This window comes from Acinetobacter lwoffii, assembly GCF_024129715.1.
In the GTDB taxonomy this organism is placed as follows: Bacteria; Pseudomonadota; Gammaproteobacteria; order Pseudomonadales; family Moraxellaceae; genus Acinetobacter; species Acinetobacter lwoffii_U.
Genome location: NZ_JAMXXM010000002.1, coordinates 34,500 through 51,696, shown reverse-complemented (window position 1 = coordinate 51,696; position 17,197 = coordinate 34,500). Strand labels below are relative to the sequence as shown.

Annotated in this window: 15 protein-coding genes; 10 read left to right on the top strand and 5 right to left on the bottom strand. The window is 43.6% G+C overall.

Annotated elements, in window-relative coordinates; translation table 11 throughout:
* Positions 1-12: 12 nt before the first annotated feature.
* Complete coding sequence (locus NI462_RS02000; RefSeq protein ID WP_004646774.1) at positions 13-1,017, bottom strand: adenosine kinase; 1,005 nt, start codon at positions 1,015-1,017, stop codon at positions 13-15.
* A gap of 276 nt (positions 1,018-1,293) precedes the next feature.
* Between NI462_RS02000 and NI462_RS01995 the strand changes: the two genes are divergently transcribed.
* The 3 genes from NI462_RS01995 to NI462_RS01985 all read left to right on the top strand — a co-directional run bounded on the left by NI462_RS01995 (position 1,294) and on the right by NI462_RS01985 (position 6,012).
* Positions 1,294-1,746: a GNAT family N-acetyltransferase gene (locus NI462_RS01995; RefSeq protein ID WP_004279794.1), complete on the top strand. Its 453-nt coding sequence runs from the start codon at positions 1,294-1,296 to the stop codon at positions 1,744-1,746.
* A 165-nt stretch (positions 1,747-1,911) separates the two neighbouring features.
* On the top strand, positions 1,912-4,851 hold the full coding sequence (locus NI462_RS01990) for an insulinase family protein (protein WP_004646776.1): 2,940 nt from the start codon (positions 1,912-1,914) through the stop codon (positions 4,849-4,851).
* 21 nt (positions 4,852-4,872) lie between these two features.
* Entirely contained in the window at positions 4,873-6,012 is a 1,140-nt protein-coding gene (locus NI462_RS01985) for a phospholipase A (RefSeq protein WP_004646777.1), read from the top strand.
* A 70-nt stretch (positions 6,013-6,082) separates the two neighbouring features.
* On the opposite strand, the gene NI462_RS01980 is transcribed toward NI462_RS01985, so the two are convergent.
* The 3 genes from NI462_RS01980 to ilvA all read right to left on the bottom strand — a co-directional run bounded on the left by NI462_RS01980 (position 6,083) and on the right by ilvA (position 9,780).
* A complete protein-coding gene (locus tag NI462_RS01980) occupies positions 6,083-7,423 on the bottom strand; it encodes a TrkH family potassium uptake protein (protein WP_004646778.1) in 1,341 nt (446 codons plus the stop codon).
* Positions 7,420-8,076, bottom strand: a complete 657-nt coding sequence (locus NI462_RS01975; protein WP_004646780.1) for a potassium channel family protein — start codon at positions 8,074-8,076, stop codon at positions 7,420-7,422. The genes NI462_RS01980 and NI462_RS01975 overlap by 4 nt, the downstream gene beginning before the upstream one ends.
* Before the next feature lie 165 nt (positions 8,077-8,241).
* Complete coding sequence (gene ilvA, locus NI462_RS01970) at positions 8,242-9,780, bottom strand: threonine ammonia-lyase, biosynthetic (RefSeq protein WP_004646781.1); 1,539 nt, start codon at positions 9,778-9,780, stop codon at positions 8,242-8,244.
* A gap of 104 nt (positions 9,781-9,884) precedes the next feature.
* Between ilvA and rpiA the strand changes: the two genes are divergently transcribed.
* From rpiA to NI462_RS01935, 7 genes are all read left to right on the top strand, one after another.
* Positions 9,885-10,556 carry a ribose-5-phosphate isomerase RpiA gene (gene rpiA / locus NI462_RS01965; protein WP_004279784.1) on the top strand — a complete coding sequence of 224 codons (672 nt, stop codon included), beginning with the start codon at positions 9,885-9,887 and terminating at the stop codon, positions 10,554-10,556.
* Between the two features lie 138 nt (positions 10,557-10,694).
* On the top strand, positions 10,695-11,375 hold the full coding sequence (locus NI462_RS01960; protein ID WP_004646782.1) for a M48 family metallopeptidase: 681 nt from the start codon (positions 10,695-10,697) through the stop codon (positions 11,373-11,375).
* A 183-nt stretch (positions 11,376-11,558) separates the two neighbouring features.
* On the top strand, positions 11,559-12,614 hold the full coding sequence (gene argC / locus NI462_RS01955) for an N-acetyl-gamma-glutamyl-phosphate reductase (RefSeq protein ID WP_171057010.1): 1,056 nt from the start codon (positions 11,559-11,561) through the stop codon (positions 12,612-12,614).
* A gap of 77 nt (positions 12,615-12,691) precedes the next feature.
* Positions 12,692-13,441 (top strand): DUF6776 family protein, encoded by a 750-nt coding sequence (locus tag NI462_RS01950; protein WP_004279781.1) that lies wholly within the window; start codon positions 12,692-12,694, stop codon positions 13,439-13,441.
* Between the two features lie 18 nt (positions 13,442-13,459).
* Complete coding sequence (gene clpS / locus NI462_RS01945) at positions 13,460-13,873, top strand: ATP-dependent Clp protease adapter ClpS (RefSeq protein ID WP_004279780.1); 414 nt, start codon at positions 13,460-13,462, stop codon at positions 13,871-13,873.
* A 9-nt stretch (positions 13,874-13,882) separates the two neighbouring features.
* The gene (gene clpA / locus NI462_RS01940; protein ID WP_004646785.1) at positions 13,883-16,159 is read left to right on the top strand and encodes an ATP-dependent Clp protease ATP-binding subunit ClpA; all 2,277 of its coding nucleotides are present in this window, start codon (positions 13,883-13,885) and stop codon (positions 16,157-16,159) included.
* A 91-nt stretch (positions 16,160-16,250) separates the two neighbouring features.
* Positions 16,251-16,604 (top strand): YnfA family protein, encoded by a 354-nt coding sequence (locus NI462_RS01935; protein WP_004646786.1) that lies wholly within the window; start codon positions 16,251-16,253, stop codon positions 16,602-16,604.
* A gap of 102 nt (positions 16,605-16,706) precedes the next feature.
* On the opposite strand, the gene NI462_RS01930 is transcribed toward NI462_RS01935, so the two are convergent.
* The gene (locus NI462_RS01930) at positions 16,707-17,180 is read right to left on the bottom strand and encodes a hypothetical protein (protein ID WP_004646787.1); all 474 of its coding nucleotides are present in this window, start codon (positions 17,178-17,180) and stop codon (positions 16,707-16,709) included.
* Positions 17,181-17,197: the final 17 nt, after the last annotated feature.

The following is a 17,197-nucleotide window of genomic DNA, read 5'->3' as shown; positions in this document are numbered from 1 at the left end:
AAATTTTAAACATTAAGCACATTCCTTTTGAAAGTCTTGTAATAATGCCGCATAGTCTTCAACTGCCAGGCGTGGACCAAATTGTGAAACCACCTGGCTCGAAATGAGAATCGCCAGTTCAGCCGCAGCTTGAAGACCCAAATTAGCATTCAATCCGTACAGGAAAGCCCCGGCAAAAGCATCACCGGCACCGTTGGCATCTACTGCAGGCACTTTACGGCCAGGAACAGTAAATGTATTTTGATAATCCGAAATCAGTGCGCCTTCAGCTGACAATGTAATGACAACGTGCTGACTGATTGTTTTTAATTTAAGCAGGGCTGCCTCAAGATTATCTGTTTCTGTATACATCAGCGCTTCTTGCTGGTTACATAACAGCAAGTCTACACCATCTGCAATCATTTCATCCAAACCGGCACGCGCGTATTGCACCATGGCAGGATCAGATAAAGTTAGGGCAATTTTAACGCCATTGGCACGGGCAATATCACGTGCTTGTTGTACCGCATGACGTGCTGTGTCAGAAGTTGATAAATAACCTTCGAGATATAGCCATTTCGCGCTATTTAGTGCGCTGAAATCAATTTGTTGATCAGTCAGTTCGGCCGTAATACCCAGATAGGTATGCATGGTACGTTCAGAATCAGGGCTGACCAGAACCATACATGTCCCTGTTACGCCTTCACTGATCGATTGGGTGGTGGTCTTAATACCTGCATCATTCAAACCCTTCAGGTAGATGTGCCCCAGTTCGTCATTTCCGACACGACAGCCATAAAATGCAGAACCACCGAGCGCAGAAAATGCCACGGTAGTGTTGGCTGCTGAACCGCCTGAAGCCTGACCCTTATACACTTGAGTCGCTTGAAGATTTTGATAAAGAGTGGCCTGAGTCTCACCATCTGCAAGTTGCATGGTGCCTTTTTGCAAGTGATGTGCAGTTAAAAAGTCATCAGAAACTTTAAATTCTTGGTCAATCAGCGCATTACCAATCGCAAAAAGATCAACAGTTGCCATGTTCAAATATCACATTAAAAATGAAAGTCCTAAGTTTACACGATTGCTTGGGATTGCTGTAGTTTGCTGAATCATTTTCAAATATTTTTCAAAAATGCTGTATTTTGTTCAGCAGCTATCTTTGGTCTAAAAACTGACTTATTTTTGTGCACTGGTGTGCTGCAGCATTGATTTAAGGATCACATTTTATTTATAAAGAGATATCGCTCCTGGCATGATACTTTAAGTCGCTTGGCAACAGTCATTCTTCACAACAATTTCAAATAGTGTGCGTATATGAATATTAAAATTGTAACAGCCGAACAACTCCCGGATCAGATCGAAACACTGGCAACTCTGGCACATAAAGAAGGCTATAATTTGGTAGATAAGTTAATAGAAGAATATCGCACCGGGAAAAACTGCTTTAGCCACGCCAATGAATATCTGGTGGTGGCGCATGATGGCAAGAAATTGGTTGCCTGTGGCGGCTTAAACCAGCAATTGGGAGATAACGGCATTGAAGACCGCATTGGTCGTGTACGCCGTTTCTATGTGCATCCGAAATATCGTCAGCATGGCGTAGGCAAACAGCTTTTGGCTTACCTGGAGCAATTGGCACGTCCGCATTATTCAGCTTTGTGCCTGCAAACAGATACCCGACTGGCCGCCGGTTTTTATCAAAAGCAGAATTATGTATTTGTGGAAAACAATCCAAGCTATAACTATTTTAAATATCTGATTTCTTAAGCTTGTAAATACTCATCTAGATGCAGGAAGTAAATTTGATGATTTAATTTTCAAATGATCAAGTTTACTTAATTCGATCAAAATCCTCGGTTTTCAACGTGAATAATTCAAACAACTAAAGCTATAATGCGCTTAGTTATTTTAATTAAAGCATTAGGAGATCGCATGACTGTAGATGTCACTGAAACCATTTCTCAAACTGTACATCCTGCGTTTCAGTTGGTACGTCAACAACATGTTGAAGCTTTAGACATTTTCGTGTCTGAATATAAACATAAAGTGACTGGCGCCACGCATTATCATCTGGCGACCAATCACGACGAAAATGTCTTTCTGGTGGCGTTTCGTACCCAGCCGATGGATTCTAAAGGCGAAGCCCATATTCTGGAACATACTGCGCTGTGTGGTTCAGAAAAATTCCCGGTGCGTGATCCATTCTTCCTGATGATTCGCCGTTCATTGAATACTTTCATGAATGCCTTTACTGCGGCTGACTGGACTGCGTATCCATTTGCGACCCAAAATAGTAAAGATTTCCAGAACCTGCTCGAAGTGTATATGGATGCAGCATTTGCTGCGAACCTGAATCCATTGGATTTTGCCCAGGAAGGCATTCGCATTGAGCTGGAAAATGGCGAGCCTGTCTATAAAGGCGTAGTTTTTAATGAAATGAAAGGTGCGATGAGTTCGCCTTCAGACCAGCTGTATCACACGCTGGCGCATCATTTATATCCGCATACCACCTATCATTATAATTCTGGTGGTGATCCTAAAGATATTCCTGACCTGACTTACCAAGAGTTAGTAGATTTCTATAAGTCACATTACCATCCAAGTAATGCAGTCTTCATGACCTTTGGCAATAAAACAGCATTTGAATTGCAAGAGCAGTTTGAACATCTGGCATTATCCAAATTTGAAAAAGGTCAGACGCTGTATCCAACACCTGAAACCCGTTTGACTGCACCATTGACGGTTACCGACAGCTATGCGGTCGATGCCGAAGATCTACAGGACAAGACCTATCATGTGCTGTCATGGTTATTGCCGGAAGCTAGTGACATTAAACTGCGTTTGGGCATGCGTTTAGTTGAAGGGATTCTGCTTGAAGATTCAGCATCACCACTGCGTCATTATCTGGAAACGTGTGGTTATGCAGATGCAACAGGTCCATTCATGGGCGTGGATGATTCTAATTTTGAAATGACTTTCTACTGTGCGGTGCAGGGTTCAAATCCTGAACATGCAGAAGAATTTAAAAATGGTGTGTTTAAGGTTCTAGAAGATGTTGCCTCTAAACCGGTTGATCAGAACATGGTCGATGCGATCCTGCATCAAATTGAATTGCATCAGCGTGAAATCAATGGTGATGGTACGCCGTATGGTTTGAGCCTGATTCTGAGCGGTCTGGGCAGCGCGATTCATCACCGTGATCCGGTTGAAGTTTGGGATGTGGATTCTGCGATTGCCGCAGTTAAGGAAGAGCTGCAAGATCCGATGTGGCTTTCCAATCTGATCAAAGAGCATCTGCTGGATAACCCACATCGTGTCCAACTGACACTGGTTCCCGATGCGACCAAATCTGCCAAAGAAGCGGCTGATGAAAAAGCGCGTCTAGCCGAAATTGGAAAGAATCTGACTGAAGAACAAAAAGCTGAAATTATTGCCCAGACTGAAGCATTGAATGTTCGTCAGGACACGCCGGATGACTTGAACTTATTGCCGAAAGTCGGTCTGGAAGATGTCCCTGCGGAATTGCAAATTGTTCAAGGCCAGTTGCGTGAGATTATCTGTAACCGTGTTGATACGCCGTTGAACCTGTATCATGCCGGCACCAATGGGATTTATTATCAACAGGTTCTGGTCAATATTCCGGATGAAGTGGTGCAGTCGCCTTACTTTAACCTGCTGTCGATCCTGATGGGTGAAGTTGGTGCGGGTGAGTATGATTATCTTGAGTTCCAGCAACTGCAAACAGCGGTAAGTGGCGGTCTGGGCATGGGCGCATCTTTGCGTTCTAAAGTCGATGACAAAAACAAAATTACTGCCTGGTTGACGTTGACCACCAAATCTTTGGTGAATCATCTGGATGCAATTCGTCTGTTAAAGATCGGTTTTGAACAGCTTCGTTTTGATGAGAAAGACCGTATTGTTGAACTGTTACAACAGCGTAAAACGCGCTGGCAGTCACGTATTTCTGGTTCTGGACATAGCTATGCAATGCAAACGGCTTCACGTCAGCATAGTGCATTGGCTTTGCGTGATTATCACAATACCGGTTTGGGTGCATTGAACTGGCTGATCGAGCTGGTGTCTAAGATCGAAAAAGATCCGGCTGAATATGATCTGCTGATTGATGAATTAAAACGGATTCATCGGGTCTTGTTGCAAGCACCAAAGCAATTCCTGTTAGTCTGTGAAGAGCCGCAGTCTGAGCATCTGATCGAAGAAATTCAGAATGTCTGGGACAAACTTGCTGTTGATCCAGCACCGGTTGCATTGACTCAAGTCGAAAAAGTAACCCATGATCAGCACGAAGCCTGGTTGATTCAAGCCAATGTCCAATTCTGTGCGGCTGCTTATCCGGCAGTTGAAGTCTCACACCCTGATGCTGCTGCCTTGATGGTACTAGCGGGTTATTTGCGTAATGGCTTCCTGCACAGCGCCATTCGTGAAAAAGGCGGTGCCTATGGTGGTGGTGCGAGCTATGACGGCAATGCCTGTTCGTTCCGTTTCTACAGCTACCGTGACCCACGTCTGGCAGAAACCTTCCAGGATTTTGATGCGAGTATTCAGTGGTTACTCAATGCACCACAACAGCCGCATCAACTGGAAGAAGCCATTCTGGGGCTGATTGCCAGTATGGATAAACCAGGCTCACCGGCAGGCGAAGCCATTACTGCATGTTATTCCTACTTGCATCAACGTACGCCAGCGTTCCGTAAAAAATTACGTGAACGTTTATTGAATGTCACACTGGATGATTTGCAGCGTGTTGCACAGACCTATCTGGTCGAGCAGCAGGCGACGAAAGCCGTTGTGGCACCAGTGGCAAAACGTGAAATGCTGGAGCAGCTTGGTTTTGTAATTCAACAAGTTCTATAAATAAAAAAAAGAGGATAAGGGATGGCGCTTAATTCGTTTAAGCGCTCAACTCTACAGCTGAGCGTGTTGCTGGGCTGTGCAGTTGGGACGCAAGTGAATGCGGAAGAAACAGTAGTCAACAGTCCCACGCCGGCAACGGCTGAAGCCTGTGCTGCACTGGAAATTAGTGCAGAGCGTCTGGCCTGTTATGATACTTTATTTAAAATTCCGGTTACTGATAAGCCTGCAATCGTTTCTGAACGTCGTGCAGCAGCAGAAATTGCGCCTGAACCCGACAATTTAAAAGCGAAAATTGGTCAGACTGTTTCCAATATTTACGCTTCTGAAGGATCAAAGCTGACGCCGAATCTGTCTTTGCTGGATAGCCGCTGGGAACTCTCTCCGGAAAGTAAATTAGGCACCTGGAACATTCGTTCTTATCAGCCGGTGTATTTGATGCCAGGTTTCTGGACATCAAACAAGAATGAATTACCCGAGAGTGAAAATCCCAACAATATAGAGACAGAGAAACAGAATCTCACCTCAACTGAAGCTAAGTTTCAACTGTCTTTAAAGACCAAGGCGGTTGAAAATATCTTGGGAGATAATGGCGATCTCTGGCTTGGTTATACTCAGTCTTCGCGTTGGCAGGTGTATAACTCGGAAGAATCACGTCCGTTTCGTGAGACCAACTATGAACCCGAAGCCAGTTTGATTTTCCGTACCAATTATGATCTTTTGGGTCTGAATTGGCGTATGTTGGGATTGACCATCAATCATCAGTCCAATGGTCGTTCTGATCCGTTATCACGTAGCTGGAATCGGGTGATGCTGAATCTTGGTTTTGAAAAAGACAATTTTGCCTTGATGGTTCGTCCTTGGTATCGCTTTGAAGAGAAGCGAGAAGACGATAACAATCCAGAGATCAAGAACTATATTGGCCGTGGAGACATGACCGCATTTTATCGTTATAAGGAGCATGATTTTTCATTGATGCTACGACATACCTTAAAAGGTGGAGATGAAAACCGTGGAGCGGTACAGTTCGACTGGTCATTCCCGATCAGTGGGCGTTTGCGTGGCCAATTCCAGCTTTTTGATGGTTACGGAGAAAGCCTGATTGATTATAACCATCGTGCCACGTATGTCGGTTTAGGTGTTTCCTTGATGAACTGGTTCTAGGATTCCAACTTTAAACATCTTGGAATGAAAATAAAAAACCATGCCGCTGCATGGTTTTTTTATAGATAGATTAGCCAATCTGGATTTCTGAAGGCGGATGTTTGAGACGACTCTTTTTCGGAGTCGCAATAAAATAAGCAAGCGTCAGTGGCCCTAGACGCCCTGCGAACATTAACAGCATTAGAATAATCAAACTGGCAGGTTGTAGTTCCTCTGTTACCCCTCGGGACAAACCGACGGTACAGGCCGCAGACACGGCTTCAAACAACAGATCCAGAAAATCCTGCTCAGGTTCCAGGATTAATAAGCTCATAAAACCCATCATGATCAATGCTGCAGTAATACACACGACGGCCAATGCTTTAAACGTAGTTTTTTCAGGAATAGAGTGATTAAACAGCCGGATCTCATCTTCGCGTCTTAAAAAACTGATTACGCTGATGACCACAATAATAAACGTACCGACCTTAATGCCGCCCGCCGTACTTAAGGAGCCGCCCCCGATAAACATGAGCAGCATGGTAACGAGACTGGATGCATCGCTCATTTGTTCCATTGGCAAGCTATTAAAACCTGAAGAGCGGGGAACGGTGGCATGGAACCAGGCATTCACGGCCTGATCGCCCAAACTCATGAGACCCAAGGTGTGTGGATTGGAAGCCTCTAGTAGCCAAAGTACGATAAAAGCACTTAGGTTCAGACCCAGAATCGTTGAGAGGATTAGCTTGCTGTTGGTACTCAACTTACGCCAGCGCTTATGTTCTTTGACGTCCATCAGCACCAGAAAACCGATACCGCCAATGATATACAACATACTGATGGTAAAGGTAATCAGATATTGCCCTGAAAAACTCATCAAGCTATTTGGAAATAGTGAAAATCCACCATTATTAAAAGCGGAGACACTATAAAAGGCTGCATAAAATAATGCATCAGTGAATTGATATTCTTTAAGCCAGGACAAGGTCAGAATCAGCGTGCCGATCGCTTCAAAGAATAGAGAATATAAAAACACGGCTTTAATGGTAAAACTGACTTTTTTCAGACTAGTTTGTCCAATGGACTCCTGTGCCATGACTTGTTGTTTTAGCCCCAGTTGCGGTGCCAGACTCATCACTGCCAGAATGGCAAAGGTCATAAAACCCAAGCCGCCGCATTGCAACAAAAACATAATCACGATTTGACCAAATACGGTATAGGCTTCACCGACATTCACCACCGATAGCCCGGTAATGGTCACAGCAGAAGTTGCTGTAAAAATCGCCTCCAGCCAGCTGATTTCTCCATGATGTGCAATAGGCAGCATCAATAGCAGTGAGCCGATCAGAATTAATCCGAGAAAACCCAAAGCCAGTAAGCTCGGAGGACTGAGGTTAATCGTCCTGTGTTGCTTTAAATCAGAACTTTTCATAAATGTTTAAAATATTTAGCAAGACGGCGCAAAGGTTCCAGCAATCCTTCAACCAGTAAAATGTCGCCTTCTTGAAGAATCTGATTGGCATCTACGTGGTATTGCAGCGTAGATCCGCGTTTATGTAATAAGGTGGTAATTTCAGGTATATGCTTCATCAACTGATTCAACGGTGTACCATGATGATCTGCATGAATCTCGATCTTGACAATATAGTGATCATCTTCAAGTGACATATAACGGCTAACCATCGGGTAGCTGAGTGATTGTGCCACACGGACGCCCATATCTTCTTCTGGGTGAATAATTTTTTCGACGTTCAGATGGGTCAAAATCATATGGTGGGCTTTGGATTTGGCTTTGGCCCAAATTTTCTTTACACCCATATTTTTCAGATGCAGTACACACAGAATGCTGGCTTCAATATCTTCACCAATTGCGACTACGACCGCTTCACAGCGCTGGATATCCAGTTCATCCAGGACATGCTCATCGGTTGCATCGGCAATGACCGCATGGGTGAGCTGATCGGAAATATTTTCCACATATTTTTTATCGAGATCGATTCCAATCACATCATGTTTCAGGCTGATCAGTTGAGTCGCCACTGTTGCACCGAAGCTGCCCAGCCCAATGACTGCAAATAATGCCATGCATATTTCCTTAAATCTTTTTATTTCAAATCAGTTCATGTCTAAGTATGTATCTTAAAGATTTTTATAGTTTTCAGCTATCTGGCCTTACATAAATACTTCATACATTTTCATTCAGCCGGACATAAAAAAACCGCCTCGAAAGGCGGTTTATGTTTGAAAGAATTACTTCAAGAAACGTTGATAACCCAGATTATTGGTAATTTCCTGATATGGATAGGTAATGGTTTCGAGAGTTTCGATCAAGCCATCCGGATTCTGTTGTGCATCGGTTGCTTCAAGACCCACCAGAACACGTCCTTCAGCAGCGCCGTGGTTCCGGTAGTGGAACAGGGTGATATTATGGGTTGGGCCAAGACGTTCCAGGAACATCAGTAAAGCGCCAGGACGCTCCGGGAATTCCACGCGGAACAGGCGCTCATTTTCAATATCGGCATGACCACCGATCAGGTAACGGATATGCAGTTTGGCCACTTCGTCATCAGACAGATCGTCAACGTCATACTGGAACTTTAAGGTTTCATAAATTTCCTGACGTTCTTTCTCGCCATTTTTCAGACTGATGCCGACAAAGACTTGCGCAGCAGAAGCATCGCTGGCACGGTAGTTAAATTCAGTAATATTACGGCCTTGTAATGCACGGCAGAAACTCAGGAATGAACCTTTCTGTTCCGGAATGGTCACGGCAAAAATCGCTTCTTTGCGTTCACCCAGTTCGGTACGTTCAGCGATATAACGTAAACGGTCGAAGTTCATGTTGGCGCCGCAGACAATCGACACCATGTTCTTCCCTTCGATGCCATGTTCAGCCACGTATTTTTTAATACCTGCCAGAGCCATTGCACCAGATGGTTCTACAATGCTACGGCATTCGTCATAAGTGTCTTTAATCGCTGCACAGACTTCATCCGTATTCACCAGCACCACATTCGGTTCCACGATTGGGCCAGAATTGTCCGATTTTTGCAGACGAATCACATCAAATGGTTTTTCACCAATTTGGGCTACCGCTGTACCATCAGCAAACAAGCCCACAGATGGGAGAATCACACGTTCATTTGCTTCTAAAGCAGCTTTTAAACAGGCAGATTCGTCGTATTCCACTGGAATGACTTTAACGTGGGGTGCGACATCACCTAAATACGCTGCAACACCTGCGATCAGGCCACCACCGCCAACTGCGACAAACACGTAATCCACATCGCGCCATTGACGCAGGATTTCATTAGCAATCGTACCTTGGCCAGCAATCACCAGTTCATCATCATAAGGCGGAATGAAGGTCATGCCATCTTCCTGGGCACGTTGAATCGCATACTTGTTGGCGACATCAAATGAATCACCATGCAAAACCACTTCGCCACCAAGACGCTTAACCGCCTGTACCTTGATATCAGGTGTGGTTTTAGGCATCACAATAATCGCGCGAATACCCAGCTTTTTCCCTGAGAGTGCCACGCCCTGTGCATGGTTACCCGCTGAAGCAGTAATAACGCCACGTTCCATTTGTGATTTCGGTAATTGACTAATACGGTTATAGGCACCGCGTAGCTTGAATGAAAAAACCGGTTGTAAATCTTCACGTTTAAAGCGGATATTATTATTGAGTCGTTCGCTAATTCGTGGCGCTGCTTCGAGTGGAGTTTCGATTGCAACATCGTAGACCGTTGCTTGTAAAATTTGTCGAACCAAACGAGACAGCATGTTAATTTTCCATCTAACAGTTTAAAATAGGGGCTTATTGTAACAAACCACACGGCTTTGCGGTTTAAAAAAGCTGCAAAAGTCCAAAATAGTTGAGTGAAGCCATGAGTCTATATGCAACCCAAGATGAGAAAAAACAAGCAGCAGCCAAAGCCGCTTTAAAACACTTGCCAAAAGGGGGCATTTTAGGCGTAGGTACAGGCAGTACTGTAAACTTTTTAATTGACTTATTGCCTGAGCTGCAATTGGAAGCTGCGGTAGCCAGTTCAGAAGCAACTGCACAACGCTTGAAAAAACTCGGCATTGAAGTGGTAGATATGAACTCTGTCAGTGGTCTGGATGCTTATGTTGATGGTGCAGATGAAATTGATCGTCATATGCATATGATCAAAGGTGGCGGTGCAGCGCTGACACGTGAAAAGATTGTTGCCTCTATTGCGAAAAAATTTGTGTGTATCGTGGATGATTCTAAATGGGTTGGACAATTAGGGCGTGAGTTCCCGCTTCCTGTAGAAGTGATTCCAATGGCGCGTTCTGCAGTCGCGCGTAAAATCGTATCTTTAGGTGGCGATCCTGCGTACCGTGAAGGTGTGGTCACTGACAACGGTAATGTGATTTTAGATGTGTACAACCTGAATATTCTAAATGCACTTGAACTGGAAAAAACCTTAAACGATATTCCGGGCGTGGTATGTAACGGTATCTTTGCGATCAACAAAGCAGATATCGCCATTGTCGCGACTGATAACGGAATTGAAGAGCGTACAGCGGTTTAATTAAACTTTCTAGAAAAAATCCCTCTAAATCTCCCTGAGCGAAGTTTTGAAGCACTGCTTTAAAACAAGTGCAAGAAGGGAGACTTTTAAAAGCCCCTCTTTGAAAAAGAGGGGGTTAGGGAGATTAAAAAAACTATAATGACCTTATCCGATCTACCCGAAATCCAAATCACCCGAAATGTCCGTTCAACCCGGTTACGTTTGCGTGTCGATGCGACCCAGATTCGCCTCACAGCCCCGGTTTTTTGCAGCAAAAAACAGATACGGCATTTTATTGAACAATCTGAAAGCTGGCTGATTAAAACCTGGCAATCCCAGCAAGAAAAAATCGAAAATATTGACCGGACGTTACCGATTGAGCTGCGGTTATTTAATCTAAAAGAACCTGTACAAATTTCTTATCAAAGCCAGAAGAGCAACTTCATTTTTGATCATAAAAATTTACAGCTTTGCATCAGTGACCGACATCCTGAAGAATATTTAAAAACTTTCGTGATTGCCTACGCAAAAGAACAGCTTCCTTCATATTTAAATCTTGTCTCACAGCAATGTCATTTGCCTTTTAAAAACTGCAGTATTCGACAACCTAAAACCCGGTGGGGCAGTTGTTCGGCCAAACATGACATTATGCTGAATAGTGCGCTAGTATTATTTCCTGAAGAGGTCACGCATTATGTCGCTGTCCATGAACTGGTACACACAAAGCATTTTGATCATAGTCCACGCTTTTGGGCAGAAGTTGCTAAGCATGATCAGCATTTCCAGCAGCATCGTATAACGCTGAAAAATACGCCGTTGCCATATTGGTGGGGTGCCTAAAACCATAATTAATAAGTCCATATAACTCTATTGAAATAGCCTAAGCAAATTAAAAGTTTCATGATCAAAATCGGACTTATCCTACTGATCAATTAAAAAACCAGCAAACCCCAGTGAAATGGTTTAGAAAACCTCAACTTCCTGTCATACTAGGCTGTATAAAGGAAACATTTATTTGAGGTAATCATCGTGATTTCAGTGGGTATTGTGGGTGGTACGGGTTATACAGGCGTTGAACTTTTGCGTCTTTTGCTACGACATCCAGATGTAAATGTAACAGCACTGACATCACGTACTGAAGCAGGTCGTCGTGTAGATGACATGTTCCCAAGCTTGCGCGGGCATACCAATCTTAAATTTTCTGATTTGAGTCTGGGTTTATTAAAATCATGCGATGTGGTGTTCTTTGCAACGCCGCATGGTGTCGCAATGAAACATGCCGAAGAGCTGGTTGCTGCAAATACCAAAGTGATCGACTTGGCGGCAGATTTTCGTTTACAAGATCTTGAACAGTTTGAAAAATGGTATGGCATGCAACATGCATGTCCAGAACTGTTAAAAGATTCTGTTTATGGTTTATCTGAGCTAAATCGTGAAGAAATTAAAAAGGCCAGTGTGATCGGGAATCCGGGGTGTTATCCAACTACAGTTCAGTTGGGTCTGGCGCCGGTCTTAAAAGCGGCTGAAGCATTGGTGAAACCTGAAAGCATTATTATCGATGCCAAATCTGGTGTATCAGGTGCAGGTCGTAAAGCCAGTCTGGGCATGATTTATTCTGAAAATTCCGATAATTTTAAGGCCTATGGTGTAGCGGGTCATCGTCATCACCCTGAAATTGTCGAAGCATTGGAAAAAATTTCAGGTCAAAAAAATGTGTTTGATCATATTTTATTTGTACCGCATTTGGTGCCGATGATTCGTGGTATGTTGTCGACCATCTATATCGATTTAACTGAAGCAGGCCAATCAGCAGATTTACAAGCGCTATATGAGCAGTTCTATGCCAATGAAGCATTTGTCGATGTTATGCCGGCGGGTAGCTCACCCGAAACCCGTTCAGTGCGTGGAGCGAATCAGTTGCGTATTGCCTTGTATAAGCCACAACCAACGAAACTGGTTGTACTGGTTGCACAAGACAATCTGGTAAAAGGGGCAGCAGGTCAGGCTGTACAAAACATGAACCTGATGTTTGGTTTTGCTGAAGACGCTGGCTTAAATAATATTGGTTTATTACCATAAAAAACGTATTAGAACTTCACACACATTTAGATTTGCATTTAAATGTGTGTCTTGATTAAAGCAAACAAGAGATCAAAATGCCGAATAACGAGTCAAATACGACGCTTCCTCAGGAACCCGGGACTAAGAAACCATTCATGAAAGGTAATACGCCCTTGGCCATTGGTGCGGCTGTATTGATCTTAAGCAGTGGCGTACTCGGATATACCGTAGGACATCGTCAGGGTTTGACTGCGGCGGGTTATGATGCAGATGCAGAGCAACTGGTCGATGTGGTACAGACTCAGAAAGCCAGTCTTGAAACACTGAACAAGACGCTGAATACTGCGGTTCAGGAGCGTGATCTAGCTGTCAGCAACGCCAATGATCTGTATCTGGCCATGACCAAGGCACGTGATGAACAGGTGCAGGCTGAAAGTGTAGGAACCATTTATCGCGAAATTTTGCGTCAGCGTGGTGGTTTGGCATTGGCGGTTCAAAACCTGTCGATTAAACCATTACCCGAAAATGCCTTTGAATACCAGATTGATCTGGTTCAGGTCAGTCCAGGCAAAAGTCGTGCTTCAGGTAGTGTGGAACTGCGCCTGATTAAAGGGACTGAAATTCTGGTGGTACCACTGGAAGATAAAAACTTTAATTTTGAAAATTATGAGCGACTCACTGGCCGCTGGACCATGCCGAAAGGCTTTAAACCAGAATTTATTGAAGTGCGTCTTACTGGTGCCAAGCCTGTGATTCGTCGTTTTAGTTGGGAACAGGGCAAAGCAGTCGAAAATCAGTCTGCCACCTTGTCAGAAATTCCGAAAACCGAAGCAAATGCAAATTAAGTGTGAAATATAAATCTTATGCCAAGCAATAAACGTCAAATGTGTTTAAGTGATATTAAAAATTCTTTTAATGAGTCTGGAATCGTTGATTGGCATATCAGCCCACGTTTAGCAAATGAACCCTCTGAAGACGGTGATTCTGACTTAGCTGTACAGACTGCACCGCCAGAACTGAAACGTCCACCGTTGTATGCGGTTGTTTTATTAAATGACGACTATACGCCGATGGAGTTTGTAATTGAAATTTTACAACAATACTTTGCAATGAATCTTGACCAAGCTACACAAGTAATGCTAACTGTACATTATGAAGGAAAGGGTGTAGCTGGGGTTTATCCTCGAGACATTGCGGAGACCAAAGCGAACCAAGTCAATAATTATGCTCGATCACAAGGTCATCCGTTACTTTGCCAAATAGAGCCTAAAGATTAAGGGGGTTACATGCTCAGTCGTCAATTAGAAGTATCACTACGTTTGGCTGTCAGCATGGCTCGTCAAAAGAGACATGAGTTCCTGACCGTAGAACATTTATTGTTAGCCTTGCTCGACAATGATTCAGCCGTGAATGCTCTCAAAGCATGTGGTGCGGACATCATCGTGTTGCGTAAGGAATTAGAAGAGTACGTAGAACAACATACCCCTAAACTTGGTGAAAATAGTGATCAGGCACCACACCCGACAGAAAGCTTCGACCGGATCTTGCAACGCGCGATTTTTCACGTGCAGTCAAGCGGCGGCGATCGTACTGTAGAAGGTGCTGATATTCTGGTTGCCATGTATTCTGAGCGTGACTCATTTGCAGTCTATCTGCTGAAACGTCATCAAATTAACCGTCTGACCCTGACTCAGTACCTGTCTCATGGTACCCGTAAAGAAGATGTACAGTCTGAAGAAGAAATCGAAGATCTAGATGGCGAATCAGCATCTTCAGCAAGTTCAGGTCCACTTGAACTTTATACCACTAACCTGAATGTTGAAGCACAAAAAGGTAAGACCGATCCACTGATTGGTCGTGAAAAAGAAATCGAGCGTGCCGCGCAAATTCTTTGCCGCCGTCGTAAAAATAACCCACTCCTTGTCGGTGATCCAGGTGTCGGTAAAACCTCGATTGCTGAAGGGCTGGCTTGGTTAATTGTCAATGGTAAAGCGCCAAAACCACTGGAAAATGCTGAAATTTTCAGTCTGGACATTGGTGCTTTGGTGGCAGGAACCAAATACCGTGGCGACTTTGAAAAACGCTTGAAACAGCTTTTAAATGCGTTGAAAAAGAAACCTGAAGCAGTGCTGTTTATTGATGAAATTCACATGATTATTGGTGCAGGCTCGAGTATGGGCAGTACCATGGATGCATCGAATCTGATCAAACCGGCGCTGGCAAATGGTTCTTTACGCTGCATCGGGTCAACCACATTCCAGGAATACCGTCAGGTCTTTGAGAAAGATCATGCTTTATCGCGTCGTTTCCAGAAAATTGATGTGAATGAGCCATCTATTTCTGAAACTATTGATATCCTACGTGGTCTGAAATCGAAGTTTGAAGATTTCCATCATGTGGAATATGAAGATCAAGCCTTAGTGTCTGCGGTAGAACTTTCTGCGAAATTTATCAACGACCGTTTCTTGCCAGATAAGGCGATTGATGTCATTGATGAAGCCGGTGCTCAGCGCCGTCTCAAAGCAGAACAAGATGACAGTTTAATCACCGTAGAAAATATTGAAGACATCGTTTCTAAAATTGCGCGTATTCCTCCGAAAACTGTCTCTAAAGATGACAAGAGTGTGCTGGAAAATCTTGAGCGTGATTTAAAACGTGTGGTCTTTGGTCAGGATGAAGCGATTGAGGCCTTGGCTTCTGCAATTAAACTGTCACGTGCCGGTTTGAAGTCTCCAGATAAGCCTGTAGGTAGTTTTGTCTTTGCGGGTCCTACAGGTGTTGGTAAAACCGAAGTGACCAAGCAGCTCGCGAAACAGATGGGTGTGGAACTGGTTCGTTTTGATATGTCGGAATACATGGAACGTCATGCAGTGTCACGTTTGATCGGTGCACCTCCGGGCTATGTCGGTTTTGATCAGGGTGGCTTGCTCACCGATGCGATTCACAAAAATCCGCATTGTGTGCTGTTGCTAGACGAGATCGAAAAAGCGCATCCAGATGTGTTTAACCTCTTATTGCAGATTATGGATCATGGTTCATTGACTGATAATAACGGGCGTAAATCTGATTTCCGTAACGTGGTCTTGGTACTCACCACCAATATTGGTGCTGAAAGTATTTCACGTGTCAGCATTGGTTTTATGGAACAGGACAATAGTAACGATAATCAGGAAGCGATGAAGAAAGTTTTCTCGCCAGAATTCCGTAACCGTCTCGATGGCGTGATTCAGTTCAAGGCATTACCAAGCAGCATTATTGAAAATGTTGTAGATAAATTCCTGACTGAACTTCAAGCACAACTAGATGACAAAAAAGTCATGTTGGAAGTGGATCAGAGTGCACGTGAATGGATGTCAGAACATGGCTATGACCGTTTAATGGGCGCACGTCCAATGCAACGTTTGATTCAGGAACACCTGAAAAAACCGCTGGCTGAGATGATCCTGTTTGGTGAGCTGGCTGAAAATGGCGGCAATGTTGCAGTATCTGTGAAAAAAGAAAATGGTAAAGCGGTTGGCTTAAAACTTGAAGTTTTTGAAGACCAGACTGCTGAACCAGCTTAATTAATAAGAAGGATCAAACCCGTGCTTGCACGGGTTTTTTCATGGACTCATATTTTAAATTATCAAATTCATATCATTTAAAAGATAAATTATGGATATTCAAGTTACCAAGCTGTTCACGACATTTTTACTGTTTTTAGTCACGGCATTGATGGAAATTTTAGGTTGTTATTTTCCCTATCTGATTTTAAATCAGGGGAGAAGCCACTGGTTATGGATTCCGACAGCTCTGGCTTTGGCGGCTTTTGTCTGGCTGTTAACCTTGCATCCAGCTGCTTCAGGACGGATCTATGCCGCTTATGGCGGTATCTATATTTTTTCAGCACTGATGTGGTTGCGCTTCGTTGATCAAGTGACTCTATCGCGTTGGGATCTACTTGGTGGCATGGTGGTAATACTGGGCGCGTTGATTATTATTTTGCAGCCGCAAGGCTTGGTGCGTTAGCAAGATATAACAGTAAACCTTATTAAAAAAGGTAGCCACGGCTACCTTTTGTTTTCAGGATTCTTGAATCCTGAATCGAAATAAATGTCTTATGTGTTTAGATTATTTTAATTTGCAATCTTTCTGGGAAATATCCGTTTTATATGTTTGTGTCTGCGAGTTCAGGCTGAGTTCAACCTTGTAAGGGTTCTCAATCTGATAGCGATGCTCAAAGAAAATTTCACAATTATTGAGCAGATTATTGCGAATGACTTTCATCACTTCTTTGCGCCCCAAGTCTTTTTCAAACTGGCTAAAATCGGGCGTGATGATCATGCCTTTCAGTGTGGTTTTATTGGCACTTAACTGTAATTGTTCAATAATCGTATTTTGATCAATCTGCAATGGTAAAGTTCTGGAATCCTCTGCACTGAGCACTGCGAGCAATTCATTCAGCTCAGCTTTTTTCTGAATTTTAAATTTGCTGTCAATAATATTTTTTTCTTGAAGATATTGGTCAAATTCAGAAGCATGCACCGGTAAGGCGACACTGCTAAAACCAGTCAAGAGTGCCAAAGCCCAATATTTTTTTTGCATTGTATAAAATCACTTTT

Excerpts from the sequence above, each read along its gene's own strand:
- NI462_RS01980 (WP_004646778.1), bottom strand. The coding sequence starts at position 7,423 with ATGAAAAGTTCTGATTTAAAGCAACACAGGACGATTAACCTCAGTCCT.
- NI462_RS01995 (WP_004279794.1), top strand. The coding sequence starts at position 1,294 with ATGAATATTAAAATTGTAACAGCCGAACAACTCCCGGATCAGATCGAA.
- NI462_RS01960 (WP_004646782.1), top strand. The coding sequence starts at position 10,695 with ATGACCTTATCCGATCTACCCGAAATCCAAATCACCCGAAATGTCCGT.
- rpiA (WP_004279784.1), top strand. The coding sequence starts at position 9,885 with ATGAGTCTATATGCAACCCAAGATGAGAAAAAACAAGCAGCAGCCAAA.
- NI462_RS01935 (WP_004646786.1), top strand. The coding sequence starts at position 16,251 with ATGGATATTCAAGTTACCAAGCTGTTCACGACATTTTTACTGTTTTTA.
- NI462_RS01930 (WP_004646787.1), bottom strand. The coding sequence starts at position 17,180 with ATGCAAAAAAAATATTGGGCTTTGGCACTCTTGACTGGTTTTAGCAGT.
- NI462_RS01975 (WP_004646780.1), bottom strand. The coding sequence starts at position 8,076 with ATGGCATTATTTGCAGTCATTGGGCTGGGCAGCTTCGGTGCAACAGTG.
- NI462_RS01950 (WP_004279781.1), top strand. The coding sequence starts at position 12,692 with ATGCCGAATAACGAGTCAAATACGACGCTTCCTCAGGAACCCGGGACT.
- ilvA (WP_004646781.1), bottom strand. The coding sequence starts at position 9,780 with ATGCTGTCTCGTTTGGTTCGACAAATTTTACAAGCAACGGTCTACGAT.
- NI462_RS02000 (WP_004646774.1), bottom strand. The coding sequence starts at position 1,017 with ATGGCAACTGTTGATCTTTTTGCGATTGGTAATGCGCTGATTGACCAA.
- clpS (WP_004279780.1), top strand. The coding sequence starts at position 13,460 with ATGCCAAGCAATAAACGTCAAATGTGTTTAAGTGATATTAAAAATTCT.
- NI462_RS01985 (WP_004646777.1), top strand. The coding sequence starts at position 4,873 with ATGGCGCTTAATTCGTTTAAGCGCTCAACTCTACAGCTGAGCGTGTTG.
- clpA (WP_004646785.1), top strand. The coding sequence starts at position 13,883 with ATGCTCAGTCGTCAATTAGAAGTATCACTACGTTTGGCTGTCAGCATG.
- NI462_RS01990 (WP_004646776.1), top strand. The coding sequence starts at position 1,912 with ATGACTGTAGATGTCACTGAAACCATTTCTCAAACTGTACATCCTGCG.